The organism is Brachymonas moutaii (nom. illeg.), assembly GCF_049977365.1.
In the GTDB taxonomy this organism is placed as follows: domain Bacteria; phylum Pseudomonadota; class Gammaproteobacteria; order Burkholderiales; family Burkholderiaceae_C; genus Brachymonas.
The window spans coordinates 36,387-58,103 of record NZ_JBNGEN010000007.1 but is presented as its reverse complement, the minus strand read 5'-3'; the positions used below and the strand labels follow the sequence as shown (position 1 = coordinate 58,103).

Sequence of the window (21,717 nt, the reverse complement as noted above, 5' to 3'; positions counted from 1 at the left end):
CGCATGCGCGGGCCAGCGTGGGACGCAGACAATGCCGGCCGAAACTGCCGACCAGAGAAACAGGGCGAGATCGCAGACGACAGGGGCATGGACGTTCCTCGAAACAGAAGGTGGAGAGAAGGGCAAAGAGGGGCATGCAAGGGCAGAGCAGGGCCGTCAGCTGGGAACCCGTGGGCCCCGGCCCCATCTGCCGCCGCATCGGCACACCGGCGCATGGGACGCCCAGTGCCATGGCAAGGACAAGGGCGCTGCACGCTTTTCAGGAAGTCTTCATTCTGTCACGCCGTGCGGCGGTGCTTCCTTGCCCATACGGGATCCGGGCCATGCCCAGCCGCCTCCGCCGCACGGGACGGCGCCGCTACAATGCCCCGATGAGCACCGTTCCCCCCTCTGCACGGCCCGCGCAGCCGGATGCGGCCCATGTGCTGCAGCTGGCCGTCAGCGCCCTCGACATCGAAACCTCTGCCCTGCAGGCCGCTGCCCGGCGCCTGCGCGAAGGCCCGGCAGGCGCCGCCCTCGTGGAGGCGGTGTCCCTGATCCTCGCCGCCCGTGGGCGGGTGGTGGTGATGGGCATGGGCAAAAGCGGCCATGTGGGCCGCAAGATCGCCGCCACCCTCGCCTCCACCGGCACGCCGGCACTGTTCGTGCACCCGGCCGAGGCCAGCCATGGCGACCTGGGCATGGTGCGCGAAGTGGATGTGGTGCTCGCCATCAGCAACAGCGGCGAGAGCGAGGAGCTCACCCGCATCATGCCCGTGCTCCGGCGCCTCGGCGTGCCGGTGGTGGTCATGACGGGCGGACTGCACTCCACGCTCGCACGCCATGCCGACATCGTGATCGACAGCAGCGTCGAGAAGGAAGCCTGCCCCCTCAACCTCGCCCCCACCGCCAGCACCACCGTGCAGCTCGCACTGGGCGATGCCCTGGCCGTGGCCCTGCTGGATGCACGCGGATTCAGGGCCGAAGACTTTGCCCGCTCGCACCCGGGCGGCGCGCTGGGCCGACGGCTGCTCACCACGGTGGCCGATGTCATGCGCGCCGGCGATGCCGCACCGGCCGTGCCGTTGGCAGCGGATTTCAGCACCGTCATGCGCGAGATGAGCGCCAAGGGTCTGGGCGCCACGGTCGTGGTCGACGAGGCCGGACGGGCCGTGGGCATCTTCACCGACGGCGATCTGCGCCGCCTGCTCGAACGCGGGGCCGACCTGCGCAGCCAGACCGCCGCCACGCTGATGCATCCGCATCCCTGGACCATCCGACCCGACGCGCTGGCCGCCGATGCGGCCCGCCTCATGGAAGAGCACCGCATCAACAGCGTGGCCGTGACCGATGCCGACGGCCTGCTGCTCGGTGCCCTCAACACCCACGACCTCATGCTGGCCAAGGTGATCTGACATGGCCGACCTCCTTCCCTCCTCTGACCGGCCCCTGCTGCAGTTTCCGCCCGAAGTGCTCATCGGCGCCCAGGAAGTGCGTGTGGTGTTTCTGGACGTGGACGGCGTCTTCACCGACGGCGGCCTCCTCTATACCGAGACCGGCGAGACGGTCAAGCGCTTCCACACGCTCGACGGCCACGGGCTCAAGCTGCTGCAGCGCGCGGGCATCGTGCCGGCGGTGATCTCGGGCCGGGACAGCGCGCCGCTGCGCGTGCGGCTCCAGGCGCTGGGCGTGACGCATGCGGTCTTCGGCACCGAAGACAAGGCGCCTGCGGCCGAGCGTATCCTTTCCGAACTGGGGCTCGGCTGGCACCAGGCTGCCGCCATGGGCGACGACTGGCCCGACCTGCCCCTGCTCACCCGCGCAGCCTATGCCATGGCACCGGCGCACGCCCACCCTGAAGTGCGGGGCCGCGTGCACTACGTCACCCAGGCCGGCGGCGGCGCAGGCGCCCTGCGCGAAGCCTGCGACCTGCTGCTGCAGGCGTCCGGGCGCTATGCCGCGCTCCTGGCCCCCTACCTGCACACGCCCGGCGCCGATCGGGATGGCGGAGACCTTGCCCCATGAATCCGGCCACGCCCTCTTCTCCCCCTCCGCAGGCCCCGGTGCCCGCACGGGCACCCTTGCTCGATCTGGGCGCCCTGCATCCGGCCGTGGCCGGCAGCGCGCCCGAGACGTGGTACGACCGCACCCGGCGCCGGGTGGCGGATTTTCTGCCCATGGGGCTGCTGCTCATCCTGGCACTGGCCACCGGCTGGCTGGTGCACAACATGCCCAAGGAAGAAGGCCCCCGCGCCGCCCCTCCCGCAAGCGAGCCCGACTACTACATGCGCGACTTCCGCATCCGCAGCTATGACGGTCAGGGCGCCCTGCACAACGACATCACTGCCGTGTACGGCGAGCATCTGCCGGTCGACGACACCATCCACGCCCGCACGGTGCAGGGCTACAGCCAGGACAGCAGAGGCGCCGACATCCGCTCCACGGCCGACCGCGCCATCTCCGACCGCAAGGGCGACGACGTGCGGCTCTTCGACCACGTGCACGTGGTGCGCACCGCACCGCCTGCCCCCGGGGCCTCCCGGCCAGCCGAGCCGCTGGGCTTTGCGGGCGATTTTCTGCACATCCTCCGGCGCGGCGAGCGCATCAGCTCCGACCAGCCCGTGCGCATCACGCGCGGCACCGACGTGATGACCGGCTCCGGACTCGACTACACCGGCGAAAGCAAGGTGCTGGAGGTACGTGGCCGCGTGCACGCCACCATCCTGCCCGCCTCTGCCGCGCGCTGACGCCTCCTCCCACGTCCATGACCGCACCCACGGCTCCCCTGCTGTACGTGACCGGCGCATCGAGCGGCATCGGGCAGGCGCTGGCCCTGCATGCCTACGCCCTGGGCTGGCGGCTCTGCCTGGTGAGCCGCCGCGCGGACGCGGTGCACACCTGGGCCGCGCAGCAGGGCCTCGATCCGGCACGCCATGTCATTCTGGCGGCCGACGTGACCGATACCGACTCCATCGTCGCCGCAGGACACACCTGCCTGCAGACGCTGGGCCTGCCCGACGTGGTGGCGGCCTGTGCCGGCATCAGCCATGGCATCGACACCGCCGAGCGGGCCGATCTGGACGTGATGCAGCGCATTCTCGACACCAACGTCATGGGGCTCGCGGCCACCTTCCACCCCTTTGTGGCGTCCATGCGGGCCGCCGGGCGCGGCACGCTCGTGGGCGTGGCCAGCATGACCGGCATCCGCGGCCTGCCCGGACACGGCGCCTACTGCGCCAGCAAGGCCGCCGTCATCGCCTACTGCGAGAGCCTGCGCGGCGAACTGCGCGCAGCAGGCGTGCCTGTGGTCACGCTGGTACCGGGCTACATCGACACCCCCATGACGGCGCACGACACCTATGCACGCCCCTTCCTGATCTCTGCGGCCGAATTTGCCCGCCGCGCATGGCCCGCCATCCGGGCCGGACGCAGCTACCGCGTCATCCCCTGGCAGATGGCCGTCGTCGCCCGGCTCCTGCGGCTGCTGCCCAACGCCGTCTTCGACCGGCTGCTGGCCGGCCGCCCACGCAAGCCGCGCCTCACGCCCGACGGGCAGCCCTGAGCCGGCGGCCGCCTTGCCGGCCTCCTTTCTTTATTGCGCCGATTTCGCCTTTCCCGTCTCTGCACCGCCCATGTTCTCCCCTGTCTCCATGCCCGCCAGCCCCCCTGTCCGCCAGCCGGGGGCGACATGGCCGCGCGCACGGCAGGCCCGGAGCTGGCTGCAGGCCCCCGGTTCACTCACCCGACATCTGGCACAGGCCATCGGGCCAGTACAGGTAGAAGTGCTGCAGCAGGGCGCAGCCCCGCTGTGGCCGGAAGAAGCACGCGCCCTGCAGCGCGAGCGATTCCGACACGGCGGCGTAGCCCATGTGCGCACCGTGGTGCTGTGGTGCACCCTGCCCGACGGCCACCCCTGGCCCGCCGTGCTGGCCCGTTCGGCCGTGCTCGCCCCCCACGCCCGACTGCGCTGGAGCGGCCTGCGCGGACTGGGTCGCTCCCCGCTCGCGCAGTTGCTCTATGACACCCCACGCATCCGCCGCTCCCCGCTCGTGGCGCAGCGCGATGCCCCTGCCAGCCCCGCAGCCCGCCACGTGCTGCGACTCTGGCCCCGCCCAGCAGACCCCACCCCGCCCCTGCCCCCCCGCGCAGTGTGGCGACGCAGCTCGGTCTTCGTGCATGCACAGGCTCCCCTGATCGTGACCGAATGGTTCGCCCCCGGCGTGTGGGATTCGTCTATGGCAGCGCGGCAGAATTAATAGACGCAGTCAACAATCACGTGCAACACCCTCAACCGATAAGGCTCCACGTGGGAAAACACCACACCCCTTGCTCACTCCCATTGTGAGCAGTCAGCGCTCCAAACGCCCCCATGCCAAGCCATCAAACAGTGGCATCGGCCACATGAGCGGCCAGGATGCGACCGCTACGCCAGCTCCTTGAGAATCGGCACGGTTTTCATATGCACTTCGACAGCGGCCTTCACGGCTGCACTCATTGGCAGGTGCGCCGCCTCCTTCTCCCAATGCTCCCGAAAGAGCCGAACGGTTTCCCTGGCAGCGTCGACTGCCATCTTCTTGGGAATGGATGCTTTTACGGCAAGGTGTTCAAGCTCATCGACAGAGAATGCAGAAAAGGCACTTGCCCGGCTGATCTTCATGTTGGTCGCATCCCCGGGAATATAGGGCACTGTCGCTACAAAGTCATACGCCGGCGCGAGCGAAACATGACGTCTGTCCGGGTAGATGAGCGACCAGTTTTTCAGGTGCATGTCCGCGTTGCCGATCAGCATGTTGAATGTCAGGCGCCGCACATATTCGACTATGTCCGCATCATTGCCTTCGGCGGCGATCACCTGCGCAATGTCCCGAAAACTTCCATGCCCGTATTTGGCTTCGGGGTAGAGCCCGTAGATCTGCGCAAAGTCCTCGATATGAACGCGCGTGCCATTGGCGAGCCGATCAAAACGTTCGATGACGAAGGCATGTTTGCCGATCCGATCCATTCCTTCGGGCAGGTTCTGGATGGCATCGACACTCACAAGATCAATGGCCGGTACATTCATTCCGATGAGACTGGCCAGTTTCATCATGGAGAATTCGTTTTCCGGCACGCCTTCGTATTCGCGTGAAGGGAGCTTAACGATCCACGAACCCCCGACGCCCGACGCCCGACGCCCGAGGCAGGGATGGTGAGCCCCCCACTGGCTTCCGTGACGGCCGAGAACTTGAGCTGTACGCCAGCAAGAGAGAAGCGCAACGCATTCAAACGAGTGCCATCATCATGAGTCTCCGCGCGTTGCGCCGCATCGGATGACCACGTCTCGCCTTCGGCAGGGGTAATGGTCATCGCGCCCGGAAGGTCATGCCCGAGAGCCCAGAGCAGGTGGAATTCCCGCTCATGGTTCACGCCAGCCCGCTCGGCCAGGTATTTCCGCAAGCGGCCTTCTGGCAGGAGATTGGAGAAAAAAGGCATCACCCGCTTCTGATGCGGCCGAAACTCTGTCCGCAGCGCACCAAATTCGTCCTTGAATGAGAGGCCAAGGGTCGGCCTGTCGTCGTTTTCGATATATGCATCCGTGAATGCAAAGAGCGTGCGATCTCCGCTGACATGGGTCAGAGTCCCGATGGGGTCGTCGTAGAGATTCACATTCAGTACAGAGGCGCTACTCATCATTGTCCTCATCCAGTCGATAGGCAGGGCGCGGCAAGCCCGGACGATCCGAGCCCGTACTGCCATGGGCCAGCGCGTTTCGGATGTCTCTCACCTGCCTGGTGATGTCCCGCAGGTTCCCATGACCTCCTGATTCCTCACATTCATTGAGGGCCTCTCTGAGGCTGCGGAGAGCCTCGGCGTTGGTGATGAGATGTGCGTATTGCCGAAGCTCACGGAACTGACGATTCAGGTCTTCAAATCCTGATGGGTCCGTGCTTGAAACCCTGATGTGGTTGAGTTGCTTGGCAACCCGAGAAATTTCTTTACGCACATCGGACGGAGCCTGCGGCACGTCATCCACGCTGCGTGTGATCGAGTTGACAGCGGGCATGGCCTTGCGCGGAACGAGTGCCAACTCCAGATCAAGCGCATGGGCGATGGCGGTCAGGCTTGAGACGGTGAGGTTCACCTTGCCATGCTCGATCTTGGAGATGTGCGACTGCGGTACGCCGGCACGCACGCTCAGCGTCCGTTGGCTGAGTGTCTTCTTCTCTCGTGCAGCCTTTAAGGTCGCTGCCAGCCTTTCCGCTTCGTAAGTCATACTTGATCTACAAAAACATATCATGCTTGATTCATGATATGCAAACAGGCATCTGCAATCAAGCAGATCTCCAATAAAAATCTATTTTTATATATCTACATAAATTCTTGATCTGCAAAGATAGATCAAAACTTTCCTGAAACACTCTCAGCAGACACGTGCCGGGGGCAGGACGTCCGCCAAGACCCGCCCACGCAGCCTCGGCGATGCAGTGCCATGCGTTTTCAGGAGCCCTGCTGCCACCCGCCCCTTCTCTCCGCTCCCTTTGCTCAGGGACACAGAGGACATGCCCCGTCCGTTCGTGACGGATTTTCCGGAATGCGGGGCAATGTGCGTCGGTCTGGCGGGGCGGGGTTACTGGCTGCGGCTCGGGGCTACACTTGGTAGCATTCCCTCCCATCCCCGATCCGCGTCCGCATGCGGCGGCTTGCATGCATGCTGCGTTGCACGTTCCGGGCTGCGGCAGGTTTTTCTTTTGCCCGCGACCGGAGCTCCGGCACATGTCCGACACCCCACCCGCCTTTTCTTCCTCTGACGAGACGCACGACGCCCCGCCGCAGCCGCCCGCTCCTGCACCGTCCCGGCTGAAGGCTGCCGGGCAGCGCCTCGGCACCCTGGCACGGTCCCGGCTGATGCGCCGGGGTCTTGCGGCCACCGTGCTGTTTCTGCTGGTGGTGGGGGTGCTGGGCTTTCTGGTGGCGCCCGACCTGCTGCGCACGCAGATCGAGCAGCGTGCCGGCGCCGCCCTTGCACGCAAGGTGCAGATCGGGCAGGTGCATCTCAACCCCTACACGCTGCGTCTGCAGCTCGACGGCGTGCACATTGCGGATGCCGATGGGCAGTCGCCCTTTGTCGACATCGACCGCGCCACCACGCGGGTGTCGTGGGCCTCGCTGTTCCGGTTGGCTCCGGTGGTGGGCGAGCTGCGACTGGACCGGCCCCGCGTGCGCATCGTGCGCACCGGGCCCCAGCGCTTCAACTTCAGCGACATCGTGGACCGGCTGATGGCGCAGCCCGCCAGCCCCAGCGCCTCGCCCACGCGCTTTGCCGTCTCCAACATCGAGCTGCGCGACGGCGATATCCAGTTCGACGACCGCGTGCTCCAGGCACGGCACCATGTGGCCCATCTGGAGCTGGGCGTGCCCTTCCTGGCCAATCTGCCGAGCGATGTGGACGTGTTCGTGCGGCCGCTGCTGTCGATGCAGGTCGACGGCAGCCCCCTGCGCTTCGAGGGACAGGCCAAGCCCTTTGCCCGCTCGCTCGATTCGACCCTGCACTTCCGCATCGACCGGCTCGATCTGGCCCGCTATGTGGACTACGTGCCGGTGCGCCTGCCCGTGGCGCTGCCGCGCGGCTGGCTCTCGGGCGACGTGGCGCTGCGTTTCGTGCAGGCGTCCACGCCGCAGCTGGGCCTCACGGGCCAGCTCCAGCTCGATGACCTCGCCCTGCAGGACACCCATGCGGCGCCTCTGGCCACCATCGGCCGGGCACGGGCCCAGCTCACCGATGTGCAGCCCCTGATCGCCCGCTACCACCTCGGTGCCGTCTCGCTGGAGCGTTCGCAGCTGCACTTTGTCGGGCACGCAGGGGGCGGCAGCAACTTCAGCACCCTCGCTGCCTCCCCGGCGGCTGCGGCATCGGCCACTCCCGCTCCTGCGCCCAAGTCCGCCGCTCCTGCCACCGATCTGCGCGTGGCCACCCTGACCCTGCGGGACAATGCCCTGCACTACACCGATGCCACCGGCCACACCCTGTCGCTGGACGGGCTGCAGGGTGCGCTGCAGCATCTGGCCCTGTCCGCCAGCGCCCCACCTGCGGCGCTGAACCTGTCGGGCCACGTGGCAGGCGGCACGATCAGCTCCACCGGCACCCTGGACCTCGCCCACGCGCGGCTCGACACCACGCTCGGCCTGTCCCATCTGGACCTGCCCACCCTGCTGCCTCTGGCGCAGGGGGCGCTGCCCGTGCAGGTCCCCAAGGGCACCCTCGATGCCGCAGGCCAGCTCCAGCTCGGCTGGGCTACGGGCCTCACCCTGCACCTGTCCAAGACCAGAACCACCCTCTCCGACACGGCCCTGCAGCCTGCCGGCACCCGCAGCGGCACGCCCCCCGTCGCCTGGCAGAAGCTCGACACCGTCATCGACGAAGTGGACCTGACCCAGCGCGTGGCCAGGGTGCAGTCCGTGCTGGCCACCGGGCTGGCACTCGACGTGCAGCGCGCCCGAGATGGGCAGCTCAACCTCGCCCGGCTCGCGGCCGCCCCTGCCGCAGGCAGCTCCCGCGCAGCGCAGACCCGCTCTCGCCCGGGCACGGCCTCTGCTCCCTGGCAATGGAGCGTGGCCCATGCCGGCATCGACCAGTCCACCGTCCGCTGGACCGACGCGGCCACCGGCTCCCGCCCCGTGCACCTGACGGTGGAGGCGCTCAAGGGGGGCATCGACGCCCTCGACAGCCACCTCGATCGTCCGCGTGCTCTCACGCTGGCGGGGCGCATCGGTGCAGGCAACTTCGCGCTGGCCGGCAAGGCCCAGCCCACGCCCGTCTGGGCCGACCTGCACGTCACCACCCGCGCGATGGACCTGGCTCCGTTCCAGCCCTATGTGCAGGTGCCGCTCAACGTCACCATCACCAGCGCGCACGCCTCCAACCAGGGGCAGCTGGTGTACGACGGGCGCCGCAGCGGCCATCCCACCTTCAGCTACCAGGGCAATGCCGCGCTCGAACAGGTCCGCATCCGCGACAAGCTCACCGGCGACGACTTCCTGCGCTGGCGCACGCTGGCAGGCACCCACCTGCGCGTGACGGCCGGTGCCGGTCGCCCCCGCATCGACGTGGGCCACGTGCTGCTCAGCGCCTTCTATGCCCGCATGATCATCAACGCCAACGGCCGGCTCAACCTGTCGGACGTGGTGGCCCAGCCGCAGTCGGCCCCTGTGTCCGTCACCCGCGTGCAGCCCACGGCCGGCGCAGCGCCCAGCCGTACCCCGGCGCCTGCTCCGATCACGGCGCCTTCCGCCCCGCTCCGCACCGCCGTGGCAGCCTCTGCGGGCACCGTCGCCACGGCCCCGACCGCAGCGGCCTCCGCGCCTGCTGCCCCGCTGCCCGTGGACATGCGCATCGGCGGCATCACCCTGGCCAACGGCCAGCTCAACTACACCGACAACTACATCCGCCCCCACTACACCGCCAACATGACGCGGCTCGCGGGCCGCATCGGCGCCTTCGGCACGGCTCCCGGTGCTCCGCCGGCCAGCGTGGCCGTGCATGCGGCGCTCAATGGCCGCTCGCCCATCGACATCACCGGCTCGGTCAACCCGCTGCAGCCCGTGGCCTTTCTGGACATCAAGGGCAAGGCCGACCGCGTGGAGCTCCCCAGCCTGAGCACCTATTCCACCCGCTACACCGGCTACCCCATCACCCACGGCCGCCTCAGCGTGGACGTGCACTACCGGCTCGACCACCGCCAGCTCAACGCCGACAACCACATCCTGCTCACCGAGCTGACCTTCGGCAACCGCGACGAGAGCCCCGGCATCCGCCACCTCCCCGTCAAGCTCGCCGTCGCCCTGCTCAAGGACGACAACGGCAACATCGACGTGAATCTGCCCGTCACCGGCTCCCTGGACGATCCGCAGTTCAGCATGGGGGGCCTCATCTGGCGTGCCGTGGGCAACCTCATCGTCAAGGTCGTCACCGCCCCGTTCAAGCTGCTGGGCGCCATCTTCGGCGGCAGCGATCCGGGTGCGCTCGGCTATGTCGAATTCGCCCCCGGCTCGGCCGTGCTCGACACCGACGCGCAGGACAAGCTCGCCAAGGTCGTCACCCTGCTGCAGAAGAAATCCGCACTGCAGCTCGGCCTCGTCGGCCGCGTCGACCCTGCCCGCGATGCCGACGGCCTGCGCCACGTCATGGCACAGACCCTGATCCGCCGCGAAAAGGCCCTCGACACCCAGGGCAAGAAGGCCGATCTCTCCGACGCCGCCCTCGCGTCCATCACCATCACTCCCGACGAATACGAAACCTACCTCAAGCGCGCCTACAAGCACGCCCCCGTCAAGAACCGCCCCCGCAACTTCCTCGGCCTCGACAAATCCCTCGACCCCGAAGCCATGCGCAAGCTCCTCGACGCCAGCATCCCGGTGGACGACAAGGCCCTCAAGACCCTCGCCGAGCACCGCGCCCAGGCCGTGCGCACCTGGCTGCACGGCAAGCTCGACGACCAGCGCATCACCCTGCGCCCCGTCAAGCTCAGTGCCGCCGGCATCGAGGACAAGGGCAAGACCACCCGCGCCGACCTCGCCCTCGGCGTGGACGGCGAAACCGGCGACTGATTGCCCCCCCGCTCCGGCTTCTCCGGCTTCTTCTGCACACGCGGAAATCCGGGGCTCTGTGAAATCACGCCCCCGGGGGCATCGAGGTGCCGAAGCGCCGAACACGGCATGCCGAAAAGCTCCTCCACCAAAAACACAGGGCCGGCCCCTTTCCGGGAACCGGCCCTGCATGGGCACAGAGGCATGGCACACGGGCATGCGCCACGGGGTGCCCCAACCGCGGGGCGATCAGCCCTGCTGGCGCACCTGCGCGAGCAGCGTGTCCGCATCGCTCACCGCGAACTGCCCGGGCGCCTCCACATTGAGCGTCACCACCCGGCCGTCGCGCACCAGCATCGAATAGCGGTTGCTGCGCAGCCCCAGGCCCTTGCCCGTCAGATCGAGCGTCAGTCCCGTCGCACGGGCAAACACCGCGTCGCCATCGGCCAGCAGGCGCACCTTGCCCGCCGTCCCTTCGGCACGCGCCCAGGCTCCCATCACGAACGGATCGTTCACCGACACGCACCAGATCTCATCCACCCCGGCCGCCAGCAGCGCATCGTGCGCGGCCAGATACCCCGGCAGATGGCGCTCCGAGCACGTCGGCGTAAAGGCCCCCGGCACCGCAAACAGGGCAATCGTCCGGCCCGCAGCCGCCTGCCGCACCGGGACCGCATTCGGGCCGAGGCTGCACCCCTCGCCTTCCACCTCCACATACTCCGACAACGTCACATCAGGCAACAGATCTCCAACGGCAATCATGGGCACGCTCCGCAAACAGAAAAAACAAAAAAGGGAAGGAAGCGGCTCCATAGGAACCACCCCTTCCCCATTGTCGCGTCCCACCCATAAACCCCGCGTCTCCTGCGGGCATGCCGGAGCCTCAAGCCTCAGACGCCACGGCCCGACCCGCCGCTAGCGCGCCAGCACCCAGAACAGCGCAGGCGGCACGAAGACCAGCACAAAGCCCAGCGTCGCCGCCGCCCAGGCCCCCAGCCGCAAGCAAAAGAGCCACGTCCACCCGAGTGCCGCCGCCAGAAACTGCAGCAGCGCCATGAGCACCGCCGGCCCCCCGTCATAGAACCGCGCGTTCGCCACGTACTTGTTTGGCGAATGGTAGAACCCACCTCCCCAGACAATGATCCACCCGCCCAGCATGGAGAGCAGCGCGAAGGCCCCCACGGAAACGATGGCGGCGAAGGAAGGGGGCGACTTGGAAGACGGCATGGGAATCAATGTGCGGAACGGTGTTTCACGATCGAAATGCCACGGGCCGATGCGCCCGCGATGAAAAAGCATGTGCCCGGCACCGGCGTGCAGGCCCCGGCAGCACGCGGCAGCCGGGAATGCATTCCGTCACTCAACCCAGCTTCTGCTTGAGCAGGGCGTTGACCTGTGCCGGGTTGGCCTTGCCCTTGCTGGCCTTCATGACCTGGCCCACGAGGGCATTGAATGCCTTGTCCTTGCCGGCCCGGTACTGCTCGACGTTGCCGGGATTGGCGGCGATGACGTCGTCGACCATCTTCTCCAGGGCGCCGGTGTCGTTCATCTGGCGCAGGCCCTTCTGGTCGATGACGGCATCCACGTCGTGGCCTTCGCCGGTCCACAGGGCGTCGAAGACCTGGCGGGCGGCGTTGTGGCTGACGGTGCCGTCGTGGATGCGGCCGATCAGGGCGGCCAGCTGCGCGGTGGAGACCGGGCTGTCGGCCACGCTGCGCTCGTCGCCATTGAGCCGGCGCGAGAGCTCGCCCATGACCCAGTTGCCGGCCAGCTTGGGCTGGCCGCTGAGGCGGGCGGTGTCCTCGAAGTAGGCCGCCATGTCGCGGCTCAGGGTGAGCTGGCTCGCGTCATAGGCAGGCAGCCCGTAGTCGGCCACAAAGCGCTCGGCCATGTGGCGCGGCAGTTCGGGCATGTCGGCGCGCACCTGCTCGACCCATTCCGGCGCCACGACGAGCGGCGGCAGGTCGGGGTCGGGGAAGTAGCGGTAATCGGCCGAATCCTCCTTGACGCGCATGGCCCGGGTTTCGCCGCTGTCGGGGTCGAAGAGCACGGTGGCCTGCTGAATGGCGTGGCCATCCTCGATCTGCTCGATCTGCCAGCGGATCTCGTAGTCGATGGCCTGCTGCATGAAGCGGAAGCTGTTGAGGTTCTTGATCTCGCGGCGGGTGCCGAGCGGCTGGCCGGGCCGGCGCACCGAGACGTTGGCGTCGCAGCGGAAGGAGCCTTCCTGCATGTTGCCGTCGCAGATGCCGATCCAGGTCACGATCTTGTGGAGCTCGCGGGCGTAGGCCACGGCTTCCTCGGTGCTGCGCATGTCGGGTTCGGTCACGATTTCGAGCAGCGGGGTGCCCGCGCGGTTCAGGTCGATGCCACTCATGCCGGGGAACACGTCGTGCAGCGACTTGCCGGCGTCCTCTTCCAGGTGGGCGCGCACGAGGCGCACGGCACGGGGTTCCTCGCCGAGGTGAAAGTGCACCTCGCCGCCCTGCACCACCGGAATCTCGAACTGGCTGATCTGGTAGCCCTTGGGCAGGTCGGGGTAGAAGTAGTTCTTGCGCGCAAAGATGCTGCGCGGGGCGATGTGCGCGCCCACGGCCAACCCGAAGCGGATGGCGCGGTCGACGGCCGCACGGTTCATGACCGGCAGGGTGCCGGGCAGGGCCAGATCGACGGCGCAGGCCTGGGTGTTGGGCTCGGCCCCGAAGGCGATGCTGGCGCGGCTGAAGATCTTGCTGTGTGTGGAGAGCTGGGCGTGGGTCTCGAAGCCGATCACGACTTCATAGCCCTGAATGAGGGGGGACGATGTGGAGGTGCTCATGATGGTGTGCTGCTGCTCGGTCAGATGCCTGCGGGGGTGCGTGCATGCCAGTCGGTGGCCTGCTGGAATCGGTGCGCCACCTGCAGCAGACGCGCCTCCTGCAGATAGTTTCCGATGAGCTGCAGGCCCACCGGCATGCCGCCCTCGCCAAAGCCCACGGGATGGCTCATGCCGGGCAGGCCGGCCAGGCTGGCCGGCAGGGTGTAGATGTCGGCCAGATAGTCGGCCAGGGCGTCTTTTTCGGCACCGATCTTCCAGGCGACGCTGGGAGCCACCGGGCCGGCGATCACGTCGCACTGCGTGAACGCCTGCTGGAACTCGTTGGCGATGAGACGGCGGATCTGCTGTGCCTTGAGGTAGTAGGCGTCGTAGTAGCCGTGGCTGAGCACGTAGGTGCCGGTGAGAATGCGGCGCTTGACCTCGGGGCCGAAGCCTTCGGAGCGAGTCTTCTCGTACATGTCGCCCAGGTCGGTGTACGCCGCCGCCCGGTGGCCGAACTTGACGCCGTCGAAGCGCGACAGGTTGGAGCTGGCCTCGGCCGGCGCGATGATGTAGTACACGGGAATGGCCAGCGGCGCATGCGGCAGGCTGATGTCCACGCGGCGCGCACCCAGTCGCTCGTACTCGGCCAGCGCCGCCTCGATGGCATGGCGCACGTCGTCCTGAAGCCCGTCGCCCAGGAATTCCCGGGGCACACCGATGCGCAGGCCCTCCAGGCTCTGGCCGAGCGAGCGGGTGTAGTCCTCGGCCGGCAGGTCGAGCGAGGTGGAATCGCGCAGGGCGTCCCCCCCGCACATGGCCGACAGCAGCAGGGCGCAGTCTTCGGCGGTGCGGGCCATGGGGCCGGCCTGGTCGAGGCTGCTGGCAAAGGCCACCATGCCGTAGCGGCTGGCACGCCCGTAGGTCGGCTTGATGCCGGTCACGCCGCAGAAGGCGCTGGGCTGCCGGATGGAGCCGCCGGTGTCGGTGCCGGTGGCCGCCGGTGCGAGCCGGGCCGCGATCGCCGCAGAGCTGCCGCCGCTGGAGCCGCCGGGCACGCGCGTCACGTCCCAGGGGTTGTGCGCCTTGGCGTAGGCGGAGTTCTCGGTGCCGCTGCCCATGGCGAATTCGTCGCAGTTGAGCTTGCCGAGCGTGACCATGCCGGCGCCGTCGTCCTGCCCGCCCTGGTCCCGGTTGCCGAAGCCCAGACGGGCCACCACGGTGGCGTCGAAGGGGCTGCGGTAGTTTTCGAGCATGCGGCTCGCTGCCGTGGTGGGCCATTCGCGCGTGACGAAGATGTCCTTGTGGGCAATCGGCACGCCCGTGAGCGGGGTGGCCGTGCCGGCGGCGCGACGCGCATCGGCGGCGCGGGCCTGGGCAAGGGTGGTCTCGGGGTCGATGCTCAAGTAGGCGCCCAGATCGGGCCGGGCCTGGCTGCGCTGCAGAAAATGCTGGGCCAGCTCGACGGCGCTGGCTTCCTTGCGGTCGAGCATCTGGCTCAGGCCGGCAACGGTGGATTGGTGAAAATCACTCATGGGGGGCAATCAAGGGTTCGGAACGCAGGGCCTGCAAGGCCATGCGATGCCATGGGAGAACGCGGCAGTCCGGGCAGGAAGGCCGGCAAGACGAATCAAGGGCAGGCGATCACTCGATCACGCGCGGCACCAGGAACAGCCCGTCCTGCACGGCCGGGGCGCTGACCTGGTTGCGCTCGCGCTGATCGGGCTCGCTCACCACGTCGTCGCACAGCCGCAGCGCCACCTCCTGCATCACGTCGGTGGGATGCGCCAGCGGCTGCAGGCCCGTGGTGTCCACCTGCTGCATGGGACCCACGACGGTGTCGAAGAACTGGTTGAGGTGGGTGCGCAGGCGCTCGCCCTCGTCGGGCGTGAGGGCCAGCCGCGACAGCTTGGCAATGAAGGCGATGTTCTCGGCGGTAAGGGACATGGTGAAATCGATGCGTCCGGGCAAGAAGTGGTCCCGGATCGGGAGGCTCCGGGAGTGCGCCGGCAGCGCCCGGAAAGCGGGCCGGCACACGGGCTGCAGAAGGCCCGCAAGGGATGGTGTGCAGTGCAAAAAAGGCTTGCGGCGCATACCCTTGCGAACGCATATACGGTATTATCTAAGGTTTAACACGGTGGGGTATTGTTTCTGCCGTTTCGTGGTTTTTGCGGTCCGAGAAGCAGCGCCACTTCCCGCGCGCAGGCTCTTTCCGACCCCTTCCACACCCCTCATTTTTGCACATTGCCGCAGGGCCGCCGCAGGCCGCCCTGGGCACACGAAGGACTACGCACATGTTTAACGGTTTCCGTCGGTACTTCTCCACCGACCTGGCCATCGATCTCGGCACCGCCAACACCCTCATCTGCACCCGCGACAAGGGCATCGTGCTCGACGAGCCCTCGGTGGTCGCCATCCGCCAGGAAGGGGGCCCCAGCGGCCGCCGCGTGATCCAGGCCGTGGGCAAGGACGCCAAGGCCATGCTGGGCAAGGTGCCCGGCAACATGGAAGCCATCCGCCCGATGAAGGACGGCGTGATCGCCGATTTCGTGGTCACCGAGCAGATGATCAAGCAGTTCATCAAGATGGTGCACCCCCGCTCCCTGATGAAGCCCAGCCCCCGCATCATCATCTGCGTGCCCTGCGGTTCCACCCAGGTCGAAAAGCGCGCCATCCGTGACGCCGCTCTCGGTGCTGGCGCCAGCGAGGTGTTCCTGATCGAGGAGCCCATGGCCGCCGCCATCGGCGCAGGCCTGCCGGTGAGCGAGGCAAGCGGCTCCATGGTGGTGGACATCGGCGGTGGCACCACCGAGGTGGGCGTCATCAGCCTGGGCGGCATGGTCTACAAGGGCAGCGTGCGCGTGGGCGGCGACAAGTTCGACGAGGCCATCATCAACTACATCCGCCGCAACTACGGCATGCTCATCGGCGAGCAGACCGCCGAGGCGATCAAGAAGGAAATCGGCTCCGCGTTCCCCGGCAGCGAGGTGCGCGAAATGGAAGTCAAGGGACGCAACCTCTCCGAAGGCGTGCCGCGCAGCTTCACCGTGAGCAGCAACGAAATCCTCGAAGCCCTCAACGACCCGCTCAACCAGATCGTCAGCGCCGTCAAGACCGCGCTCGAAATGACCCCGCCGGAACTGGGTGCCGACATTGCCGAACGCGGCATGATGCTCACTGGCGGCGGTGCGCTGCTGCGCGACCTCGACCGCCTGCTGGCCGAGGAAACCGGCCTGCCGGTGCTGGTGGCCGAGGAGCCACTGACCTGCGTGGTGCGCGGCTGTGGCATCGCACTCGAACGCATGGATCGTCTGGGCAGCATCTTCACCAACGAATGATGCCCGTGGCCGGGTGCCTGTCGGCGTCTCGTCCGCTGGTGCCACTCCTCCCCCTCCGTTCTCTCTCCCCTTCCCTGCCTGCGTCAGGCGGCATCGGTGGCCTGCGGGCAGCGCTGCCGATGGCGCCGGCCGCCGGAGCCGGGCTCGCCCATGTCGCTGCAGCAGCTTGAACGCACGCCTCCCCTCTTCCGCCGGGGGCCGTCGCCTCTGACGCGACTGGCCATGGCCGGGGCGCTGTCGGTGTTTCTGATGGTGGCAGACAGCCGCTTCCATGTCGGGGACGGCATGCGCAGCGCCATTGCCACCGTGCTGTCGCCGCTCCAGTGGCTCGGCGCCCAGCCGGTGCGGGCCGTGGACCTCATGGGCGGCTATGTCACCACGGTCGAATCGGCCAAGCACAGCCAGGAGCAGGCAGCCCTGCTGGTGTCGCAGCAGTCGCTCAAGGCCCAGCGTGCCGACCTGCTCGAACGCGAGAACGCCCAGCTGCGCCATCTGCTCGGCCTGAGCGAGGCCCTCCCCATCCGGGCCCGGGCAGCCGAAGTGGTGTACGTGGCTCCTGACCCGTTCACGCGCAAGGTGGTGATCAACCGCGGCAGCAGCCACGGTCTGGCCGTAGGTTCGCCGGTCATCGACGAGTACGGTCTGGTGGGACAGCTGGTGCGCGTGTACCCGTTCAGCAGCGAAGTCTCGCTCATCGACAACCCCGAACAGCCCACGCCGGTGCTCAACAGCCGCACCGGCGAGCGCGGGCTGGTGTACGGCGACAGCCAGTCGCCCAAGAGCAGCGCGCTCGAAGTGCGCTTCCTGACCAACACGGCCGATTTCCGGGTCGGCGATGTGCTCATGACGAGCGGCATCGGTGGGATCTATCCGGCGGGCCTGCCGGTGGGCACCGTCACGCTGGTGGACCGGCGCGGCAACACGGCCTTCGAGCGCGTGCAGGTCAAGCCGGCAGCGCGCCCGCTGTCCATGGGCTACGTGCTGGTGCTCGAACCGCAGAAGGTGGCCAGCAACGAGGCCACGGCCGCCGCGAGCGCCCCCGACGCATCGGCCGCCAGCGGAGCGGCCAGCGCGCCGGCCCGCGGCAAGGCGTCCAGAAACAAGGGAGCCCGCAAGCCATGATCGAGCGCGACCAACAGCTGCTGCTGCCCGTGCGGCCGTCCTACATCGTCGGCACGCTGCTGGCGGCGCTGATGCTCAACCTGCTGCCCTTTGGCCGCGCGCCCTGGGCGCCGGACTTCCTGCTGGTGACGGTGGCGCTGTGGTGCCTGTACCAGCCTGCCCGCGTGGGCGTGGGCGTGGCCTTCTGCCTCGGGCTGGTGATGGATGTGCATGCCACCACGCTGCTCGGCATCCATGCACTGGCCTACAGCGTCATGGCCAGCACGGTGCTGCTGCTGCACCGGCGCCTGCAGTGGTTCCACCCGTTCACGCAGGCGCTGCAGATGGCGGCGGTGTTCGTGGCCGTGCATGCCCTGACCTGGGTGCTGAGCATGGCCAGCGGCGGGCAGTTTCCCGGCTGGGAGCTGCTGGGAGCGCCCGTGGCCGAAACCCTGCTGTGGCTGCCGGTGAGCATGATCCTGCTCGCACCGCAGCGCCGTGCCCCGGACCGCGACCTGACCCGGCCGCTCTGATCCCCCTTTCCCTGTCTGCATGCCCATGCGCCGCAAGGACGATTCCTCCCTTCCCGTTGCCAAGGAGCTCCGGAACGCCGCGAACCAGCAGGAGCTGGTGCAGCAGCGGCTGCTGGCCATGGCGATGCTGGTGCTGCTGTGCTTTGCGCTGCTGACCTGGCGCTGGGTGGTGATGCAGGTGGTGCGCCACAAGGACTACATCGCCCAGGCCGAGAACAACCGCACGGCCACGGTGCCGATCACCCCGAGCCGGGGCGACATCGTGGACCGCAACGGCATCGTGCTGGCGACCAACTACACCGCCTACACGCTGGAGCTCACGCCCAACAAGATGCCGGATGTGCAGGCCACCATCGACCAGCTCGCGCAGCTCGTGACCATCACGCCGGCCGACCGCAAGCGCTTCCGGCGGCTGCAGGCCGACAGCAGGAGCTACGAGCCCATTCCCCTGCGCAGCCGCCTGAGCGACGAGGAAATCGCACGCATCGCCACCCAGCTCTACCGTCTGCCGGGCGTGGAGGTGAATGCGCGGCCCTTCCGCTACTACCCCTACGGCGAGCTGGCGAGCCACGTCATCGGCTACATCGGACGCATCAACCAGAAGGAAAAGGACGCGATCCAGGACAGCGAGGACGGCCCCAACTACCGGGGCACCGACCACATCGGCAAGCTCGGCATCGAGCAGAGCTACGAGACCGAGCTGCACGGCACCTCCGGCAGCGAGCAGATGGAGACCACGGCAGGCGGCTTCATCGTGCGCCGGCTCTCGTCGACGCCGGCCGTGCCGGGCAAGACCGTGGTGCTGTCGATCGACATCCGGCTGCAGAAGCTGGTGGAAGACCTGTTCGGCTCCCGGCGCGGCGCCCTCGTGGCCATCGACCCGCGCGACGGGCAGGTCCTGGCCTTCGTGAGCAAGCCGACCTTCGATCCGAACCTCTTCGTCGACGGCATCGACCAGGACAGCTGGCAGGCCCTCAACGATTCGGCCGACAAGCCGCTGCTCAACCGCGCCCTGCGCGGCACCTATCCCCCCGGCTCGACCTACAAGCCCTTCATGGCACTGGCGGCGCTGGAAACCGGCAAGCGCAAGCCCGGCGACACCATCTATGACCCGGGCTACTGGATCTACGGCAATCACCGCTTCCGCAGCCCCGAGGCCGGAGGCCTCGGCATGGTGAACCTGGCGCGCGCCATCACCATGTCGAGCAACGTGTACTTCTACATCCTGGCGCACGACATGGGCGTCGATGCCATCCATGACTTCATGGCCCCGCTCGGATTCGGCCAGCGCACGGGCATCGACCTGCAGGGCGAGGCACGCGGCGTGCTGCCCAGCCAGGAGTGGAAGCGCAAGACCTTCAAGCGCCCGGCCCAGCAGCGCTGGCTGCCCGGCGAGACGATTTCGCTCGGCATCGGGCAGGGCTACAACAACTTCACCATGCTGCAGGTGTCCCATGCGCTCGCGACCATGGTCAACGGCGGCAACAACTACCAGCCCCGCGTGGCCCTGGCGCTGCAGGACGCGGTGTCGCACCAGTTCGTGCGCCCCGACCGCAACAAGCCCGTGTACCTCGGCTACAAGCCCGAGAATGTCCAGCTCGTCAAGAACGCCATGGTCAACGTGACCGTCGCAGGCACCTCGCGCATGTCGTTCAGCGGGGCGGGCTACGTGAGCGGGGGCAAGACGGGCACCGCCCAGGCCGTCACGCTCGGCCAGCACCAGCGCTACAGCGCCTCGGCCATGAGCGAACGCAAGCGCGACCATTCGCTCTACGAGGCCTTTGCCCCGGCGGACCATCCCACCATCGCGCTGGCCGTGATCGTGGAAAACGCCGGCTTTGGCGCCACGGCAGCCGCGCCGATTGCCCGGCGTGTGCTCGACTACTGGATCAAGGGGCTCTACCCGAGCGAGGCCGACATCGAGGCCGTCTCCCACGGCGGTGGGGCGGGCAATCCGGGCGGATCGCGTCCCGTCGCCACCCTGCCCTGGCCGCCTGCGGGCATGAAGCTGCTCACCCCCGTGCGCAACAGCAACCGGGGCGTGACGGCCATCAGCGCACTCACGGGCCCCTCCGCCCCGGCACTCACCCATGCCATGGCCAGCAGCGGCGCGGTGCCGCCCGCGCAGGCAGCGGCGGCAGCAGCCCCCGGCAGTGCGGCAGCGCCCTCGGCTGTGGCGGCTTCGGGAGCCGCCTCTCAGGCCTCGGCAGCCAGTGCCCCTCCGCCCTACGCCCCGCCGCCTGCGGCGCTGCGGCTCAACCAGCTCTTCCTGCGGCTGCCCGGGCAAGGGTCCATTCCGCGTCCCGTCCCGGCACCGGCTCCTTCCGCTCCGGCCTCGGGCCTGGCCCCTGAAACGGCACGACGCGTACCGCCTGCCCCTGCTGCTGCCAGCGCGGTGCGACGCTGATGCCGAAAGGGATGGACATGGCCCCCGGTGCAGCTCCTTTCCCTGCTCCCTCCGCTGAAGGTCTGTCCATGACCGGCCCCGCCCTGCTGACCGTCTCTGCGGCGGGAGACTCTCCCGTGCCGGAAGCACGCTCCCCGGACGGTTCGGGCCTGACGCTGGGAGACTGGGCCGGATCGGCCCTGCTGCATGCGGCCGTGCTTGCGGGGGTGCTGCTGGTGGCCCGGCAGGTGCCCACTCACACGCCTCCCGCACCGCCACCTCCTCCGCAGGACCTGCAGGTTCTGTGGATGCCCGAGGAAGCGGCTCCGGCCACTGCCGCACCCGCCCCCGAATCATCCCCCCGCCCGGACAAATCCCCTCCCGACACATCCACACCCCAGCCTGCCCCGACACGACAGATCCGCCCTGCCCCACCGGATGCAGAACGCGCCCGGCCAGTGACGGCCCATGTCCCGGCTGCCGCCTCTCCGGCGCCCGCCCTGACGGCACGCGCCCTGCGCACCACGTCCCCCGCCCGCGCTGCCCACAGGACTCAACGCCATGATGCGTCTGCCGGGCCGCAGACTTTGGAGACGGCGCCTCCATCTGCAGCGGGCACGCATTCCGGCGGCTCTGTCTCTGCGCCAGCCCTGCGGTCGAACTCCGAATCGGCTGGCCACCAGGGAGCGGCGACGCCGGCCCGGTGGACAGATCTGCTGCAGGCCCGCGTGCGGCAGCTCCGGCGCTACCCGGCCCTGGCCGAACGCCTGCAGCAGCAGGGACAGGTCGTGGTGCAGGTTCGCCTGGCTGCCGATGGCGCCCTGCTCGGATGCGAGGTGGTCGAGGGCTCTGGCACCGGCATTCTGGATGAGGCGGCGCTGGAGCTGGTGCGTCGCGCCGTGGCGTCGGTGCGCAGCAGCGTGGGCGGGCCCGGCACGCCCCTGCAGCGACGCGTGCCGGTCATCTACCGGCTCGAATGACGCCCCACCGGCCCCGCAGGGCACGGCACGGGGCCGGGCA

Annotated in this window: 19 protein-coding genes; 11 read left to right on the top strand and 8 right to left on the bottom strand. The window is 68.3% G+C overall.

Annotated features, from left to right (window positions below; all coding sequences use genetic code 11):
* The first annotated feature begins 371 nt into the window (after positions 1 to 371).
* The 5 genes from ACP2WS_RS08920 to ACP2WS_RS08900 all read left to right on the top strand — a co-directional run bounded on the left by ACP2WS_RS08920 (position 372) and on the right by ACP2WS_RS08900 (position 4,235).
* A complete protein-coding gene (locus tag ACP2WS_RS08920; protein WP_374491767.1) occupies positions 372 to 1,394 on the top strand; it encodes a KpsF/GutQ family sugar-phosphate isomerase in 1,023 nt (340 codons plus the stop codon).
* 1 nt (position 1,395) lies between these two features.
* Positions 1,396 to 2,004, top strand: coding sequence for a KdsC family phosphatase (locus tag ACP2WS_RS08915; RefSeq protein WP_426460468.1), 609 nt, complete (start codon positions 1,396 to 1,398; stop codon positions 2,002 to 2,004).
* On the top strand, positions 2,001 to 2,726 hold the full coding sequence (gene lptC, locus ACP2WS_RS08910; RefSeq protein WP_426460467.1) for an LPS export ABC transporter periplasmic protein LptC: 726 nt from the start codon (positions 2,001 to 2,003) through the stop codon (positions 2,724 to 2,726). Before ACP2WS_RS08915 ends, lptC begins: the two co-directional genes overlap by 4 nt.
* A gap of 17 nt (positions 2,727 to 2,743) precedes the next feature.
* Complete coding sequence (locus ACP2WS_RS08905; protein ID WP_426460466.1) at positions 2,744 to 3,541, top strand: SDR family oxidoreductase; 798 nt, start codon at positions 2,744 to 2,746, stop codon at positions 3,539 to 3,541.
* A 70-nt stretch (positions 3,542 to 3,611) separates the two neighbouring features.
* Entirely contained in the window at positions 3,612 to 4,235 is a 624-nt protein-coding gene (locus ACP2WS_RS08900; protein ID WP_426460465.1) for a chorismate--pyruvate lyase family protein, read from the top strand.
* A 167-nt stretch (positions 4,236 to 4,402) separates the two neighbouring features.
* Here ACP2WS_RS08900 and ACP2WS_RS08895 read toward each other — a convergent pair whose 3' ends face one another.
* Genes ACP2WS_RS08895 through ACP2WS_RS08885 form a run of 3 tightly spaced genes read right to left on the bottom strand, consistent with a single transcriptional unit; the run spans position 4,403 to position 6,232 of the window.
* The gene (locus tag ACP2WS_RS08895) at positions 4,403 to 5,089 is read right to left on the bottom strand and encodes a type II toxin-antitoxin system HipA family toxin (protein ID WP_426460464.1); all 687 of its coding nucleotides are present in this window, start codon (positions 5,087 to 5,089) and stop codon (positions 4,403 to 4,405) included.
* Positions 5,065 to 5,649, bottom strand: a complete 585-nt coding sequence (locus tag ACP2WS_RS08890; RefSeq protein WP_426460463.1) for a HipA N-terminal domain-containing protein — start codon at positions 5,647 to 5,649, stop codon at positions 5,065 to 5,067. Before ACP2WS_RS08890 ends, ACP2WS_RS08895 begins: the two co-directional genes overlap by 25 nt.
* Positions 5,642 to 6,232 carry a helix-turn-helix domain-containing protein gene (locus tag ACP2WS_RS08885; RefSeq protein WP_426460462.1) on the bottom strand — a complete coding sequence of 197 codons (591 nt, stop codon included), beginning with the start codon at positions 6,230 to 6,232 and terminating at the stop codon, positions 5,642 to 5,644. The genes ACP2WS_RS08890 and ACP2WS_RS08885 overlap by 8 nt, the downstream gene beginning before the upstream one ends.
* 500 nt (positions 6,233 to 6,732) lie before the next feature.
* On the opposite strand from ACP2WS_RS08885, the gene ACP2WS_RS08880 reads away from it, so the two are divergent.
* Complete coding sequence (locus ACP2WS_RS08880) at positions 6,733 to 10,563, top strand: DUF748 domain-containing protein (RefSeq protein WP_426460461.1); 3,831 nt, start codon at positions 6,733 to 6,735, stop codon at positions 10,561 to 10,563.
* Between the two features lie 228 nt (positions 10,564 to 10,791).
* Here the strand turns inward: ACP2WS_RS08880 and ACP2WS_RS08875 are convergent, their stop codons facing one another.
* The 5 genes from ACP2WS_RS08875 to gatC all read right to left on the bottom strand — a co-directional run bounded on the left by ACP2WS_RS08875 (position 10,792) and on the right by gatC (position 15,286).
* Entirely contained in the window at positions 10,792 to 11,304 is a 513-nt protein-coding gene (locus ACP2WS_RS08875) for a peroxiredoxin (protein ID WP_374491778.1), read from the bottom strand.
* A 153-nt stretch (positions 11,305 to 11,457) separates the two neighbouring features.
* Positions 11,458 to 11,769, bottom strand: coding sequence for a hypothetical protein (locus tag ACP2WS_RS08870; RefSeq protein WP_426460460.1), 312 nt, complete (start codon positions 11,767 to 11,769; stop codon positions 11,458 to 11,460).
* Positions 11,770 to 11,902: 133 nt separating this feature from the next.
* On the bottom strand, positions 11,903 to 13,360 hold the full coding sequence (gatB, locus tag ACP2WS_RS08865; protein WP_426460459.1) for an Asp-tRNA(Asn)/Glu-tRNA(Gln) amidotransferase subunit GatB: 1,458 nt from the start codon (positions 13,358 to 13,360) through the stop codon (positions 11,903 to 11,905).
* 20 nt (positions 13,361 to 13,380) lie between these two features.
* Positions 13,381 to 14,874, bottom strand: coding sequence for an Asp-tRNA(Asn)/Glu-tRNA(Gln) amidotransferase subunit GatA (gene gatA, locus ACP2WS_RS08860; protein WP_426460457.1), 1,494 nt, complete (start codon positions 14,872 to 14,874; stop codon positions 13,381 to 13,383).
* Between the two features lie 109 nt (positions 14,875 to 14,983).
* Complete coding sequence (gatC, locus tag ACP2WS_RS08855) at positions 14,984 to 15,286, bottom strand: Asp-tRNA(Asn)/Glu-tRNA(Gln) amidotransferase subunit GatC (protein ID WP_374491783.1); 303 nt, start codon at positions 15,284 to 15,286, stop codon at positions 14,984 to 14,986.
* 347 nt (positions 15,287 to 15,633) lie between these two features.
* Between gatC and ACP2WS_RS08850 the strand changes: the two genes are divergently transcribed.
* The 5 genes from ACP2WS_RS08850 (at position 15,634) to ACP2WS_RS08830 (ending at position 21,677) form a co-directional block, all read left to right on the top strand.
* Positions 15,634 to 16,677: a rod shape-determining protein gene (locus tag ACP2WS_RS08850; protein WP_426460456.1), complete on the top strand. Its 1,044-nt coding sequence runs from the start codon at positions 15,634 to 15,636 to the stop codon at positions 16,675 to 16,677.
* Between the two features lie 150 nt (positions 16,678 to 16,827).
* Positions 16,828 to 17,799, top strand: coding sequence for a rod shape-determining protein MreC (gene mreC, locus ACP2WS_RS08845; RefSeq protein ID WP_374491785.1), 972 nt, complete (start codon positions 16,828 to 16,830; stop codon positions 17,797 to 17,799).
* On the top strand, positions 17,796 to 18,311 hold the full coding sequence (gene mreD, locus ACP2WS_RS08840) for a rod shape-determining protein MreD (protein WP_426460455.1): 516 nt from the start codon (positions 17,796 to 17,798) through the stop codon (positions 18,309 to 18,311). The genes mreC and mreD overlap by 4 nt, the downstream gene beginning before the upstream one ends.
* Positions 18,312 to 18,336: 25 nt before the next feature.
* Positions 18,337 to 20,718 (top strand): penicillin-binding protein 2, encoded by a 2,382-nt coding sequence (mrdA, locus tag ACP2WS_RS08835; RefSeq protein ID WP_426460454.1) that lies wholly within the window; start codon positions 18,337 to 18,339, stop codon positions 20,716 to 20,718.
* 68 nt (positions 20,719 to 20,786) lie between these two features.
* Positions 20,787 to 21,677 carry a TonB family protein gene (locus ACP2WS_RS08830; protein ID WP_426460453.1) on the top strand — a complete coding sequence of 297 codons (891 nt, stop codon included), beginning with the start codon at positions 20,787 to 20,789 and terminating at the stop codon, positions 21,675 to 21,677.
* Positions 21,678 to 21,717 lie beyond the last annotated feature (40 nt).

What these genes read in the sequence shown, in the direction of transcription:
- ACP2WS_RS08920 (WP_374491767.1), top strand. Translation starts at nt 372, where the DNA reads ATGAGCACCGTTCCCCCCTCTGCACGGCCCGCGCAGCCGGATGCGGCC.
- ACP2WS_RS08915 (WP_426460468.1), top strand. Translation starts at nt 1,396, where the DNA reads ATGGCCGACCTCCTTCCCTCCTCTGACCGGCCCCTGCTGCAGTTTCCG.
- lptC (WP_426460467.1), top strand. Translation starts at nt 2,001, where the DNA reads ATGAATCCGGCCACGCCCTCTTCTCCCCCTCCGCAGGCCCCGGTGCCC.
- ACP2WS_RS08905 (WP_426460466.1), top strand. Translation starts at nt 2,744, where the DNA reads ATGACCGCACCCACGGCTCCCCTGCTGTACGTGACCGGCGCATCGAGC.
- ACP2WS_RS08900 (WP_426460465.1), top strand. Translation starts at nt 3,612, where the DNA reads ATGTTCTCCCCTGTCTCCATGCCCGCCAGCCCCCCTGTCCGCCAGCCG.
- ACP2WS_RS08890 (WP_426460463.1), bottom strand. Translation starts at nt 5,649, where the DNA reads ATGAGTAGCGCCTCTGTACTGAATGTGAATCTCTACGACGACCCCATC.
- ACP2WS_RS08885 (WP_426460462.1), bottom strand. Translation starts at nt 6,232, where the DNA reads ATGACTTACGAAGCGGAAAGGCTGGCAGCGACCTTAAAGGCTGCACGA.
- ACP2WS_RS08880 (WP_426460461.1), top strand. Translation starts at nt 6,733, where the DNA reads ATGTCCGACACCCCACCCGCCTTTTCTTCCTCTGACGAGACGCACGAC.
- ACP2WS_RS08875 (WP_374491778.1), bottom strand. Translation starts at nt 11,304, where the DNA reads ATGATTGCCGTTGGAGATCTGTTGCCTGATGTGACGTTGTCGGAGTAT.
- ACP2WS_RS08870 (WP_426460460.1), bottom strand. Translation starts at nt 11,769, where the DNA reads ATGCCGTCTTCCAAGTCGCCCCCTTCCTTCGCCGCCATCGTTTCCGTG.
- gatB (WP_426460459.1), bottom strand. Translation starts at nt 13,360, where the DNA reads ATGAGCACCTCCACATCGTCCCCCCTCATTCAGGGCTATGAAGTCGTG.
- gatA (WP_426460457.1), bottom strand. Translation starts at nt 14,874, where the DNA reads ATGAGTGATTTTCACCAATCCACCGTTGCCGGCCTGAGCCAGATGCTC.
- gatC (WP_374491783.1), bottom strand. Translation starts at nt 15,286, where the DNA reads ATGTCCCTTACCGCCGAGAACATCGCCTTCATTGCCAAGCTGTCGCGG.
- ACP2WS_RS08850 (WP_426460456.1), top strand. Translation starts at nt 15,634, where the DNA reads ATGTTTAACGGTTTCCGTCGGTACTTCTCCACCGACCTGGCCATCGAT.
- mreC (WP_374491785.1), top strand. Translation starts at nt 16,828, where the DNA reads ATGTCGCTGCAGCAGCTTGAACGCACGCCTCCCCTCTTCCGCCGGGGG.
- mreD (WP_426460455.1), top strand. Translation starts at nt 17,796, where the DNA reads ATGATCGAGCGCGACCAACAGCTGCTGCTGCCCGTGCGGCCGTCCTAC.
- mrdA (WP_426460454.1), top strand. Translation starts at nt 18,337, where the DNA reads ATGCGCCGCAAGGACGATTCCTCCCTTCCCGTTGCCAAGGAGCTCCGG.
- ACP2WS_RS08830 (WP_426460453.1), top strand. Translation starts at nt 20,787, where the DNA reads ATGACCGGCCCCGCCCTGCTGACCGTCTCTGCGGCGGGAGACTCTCCC.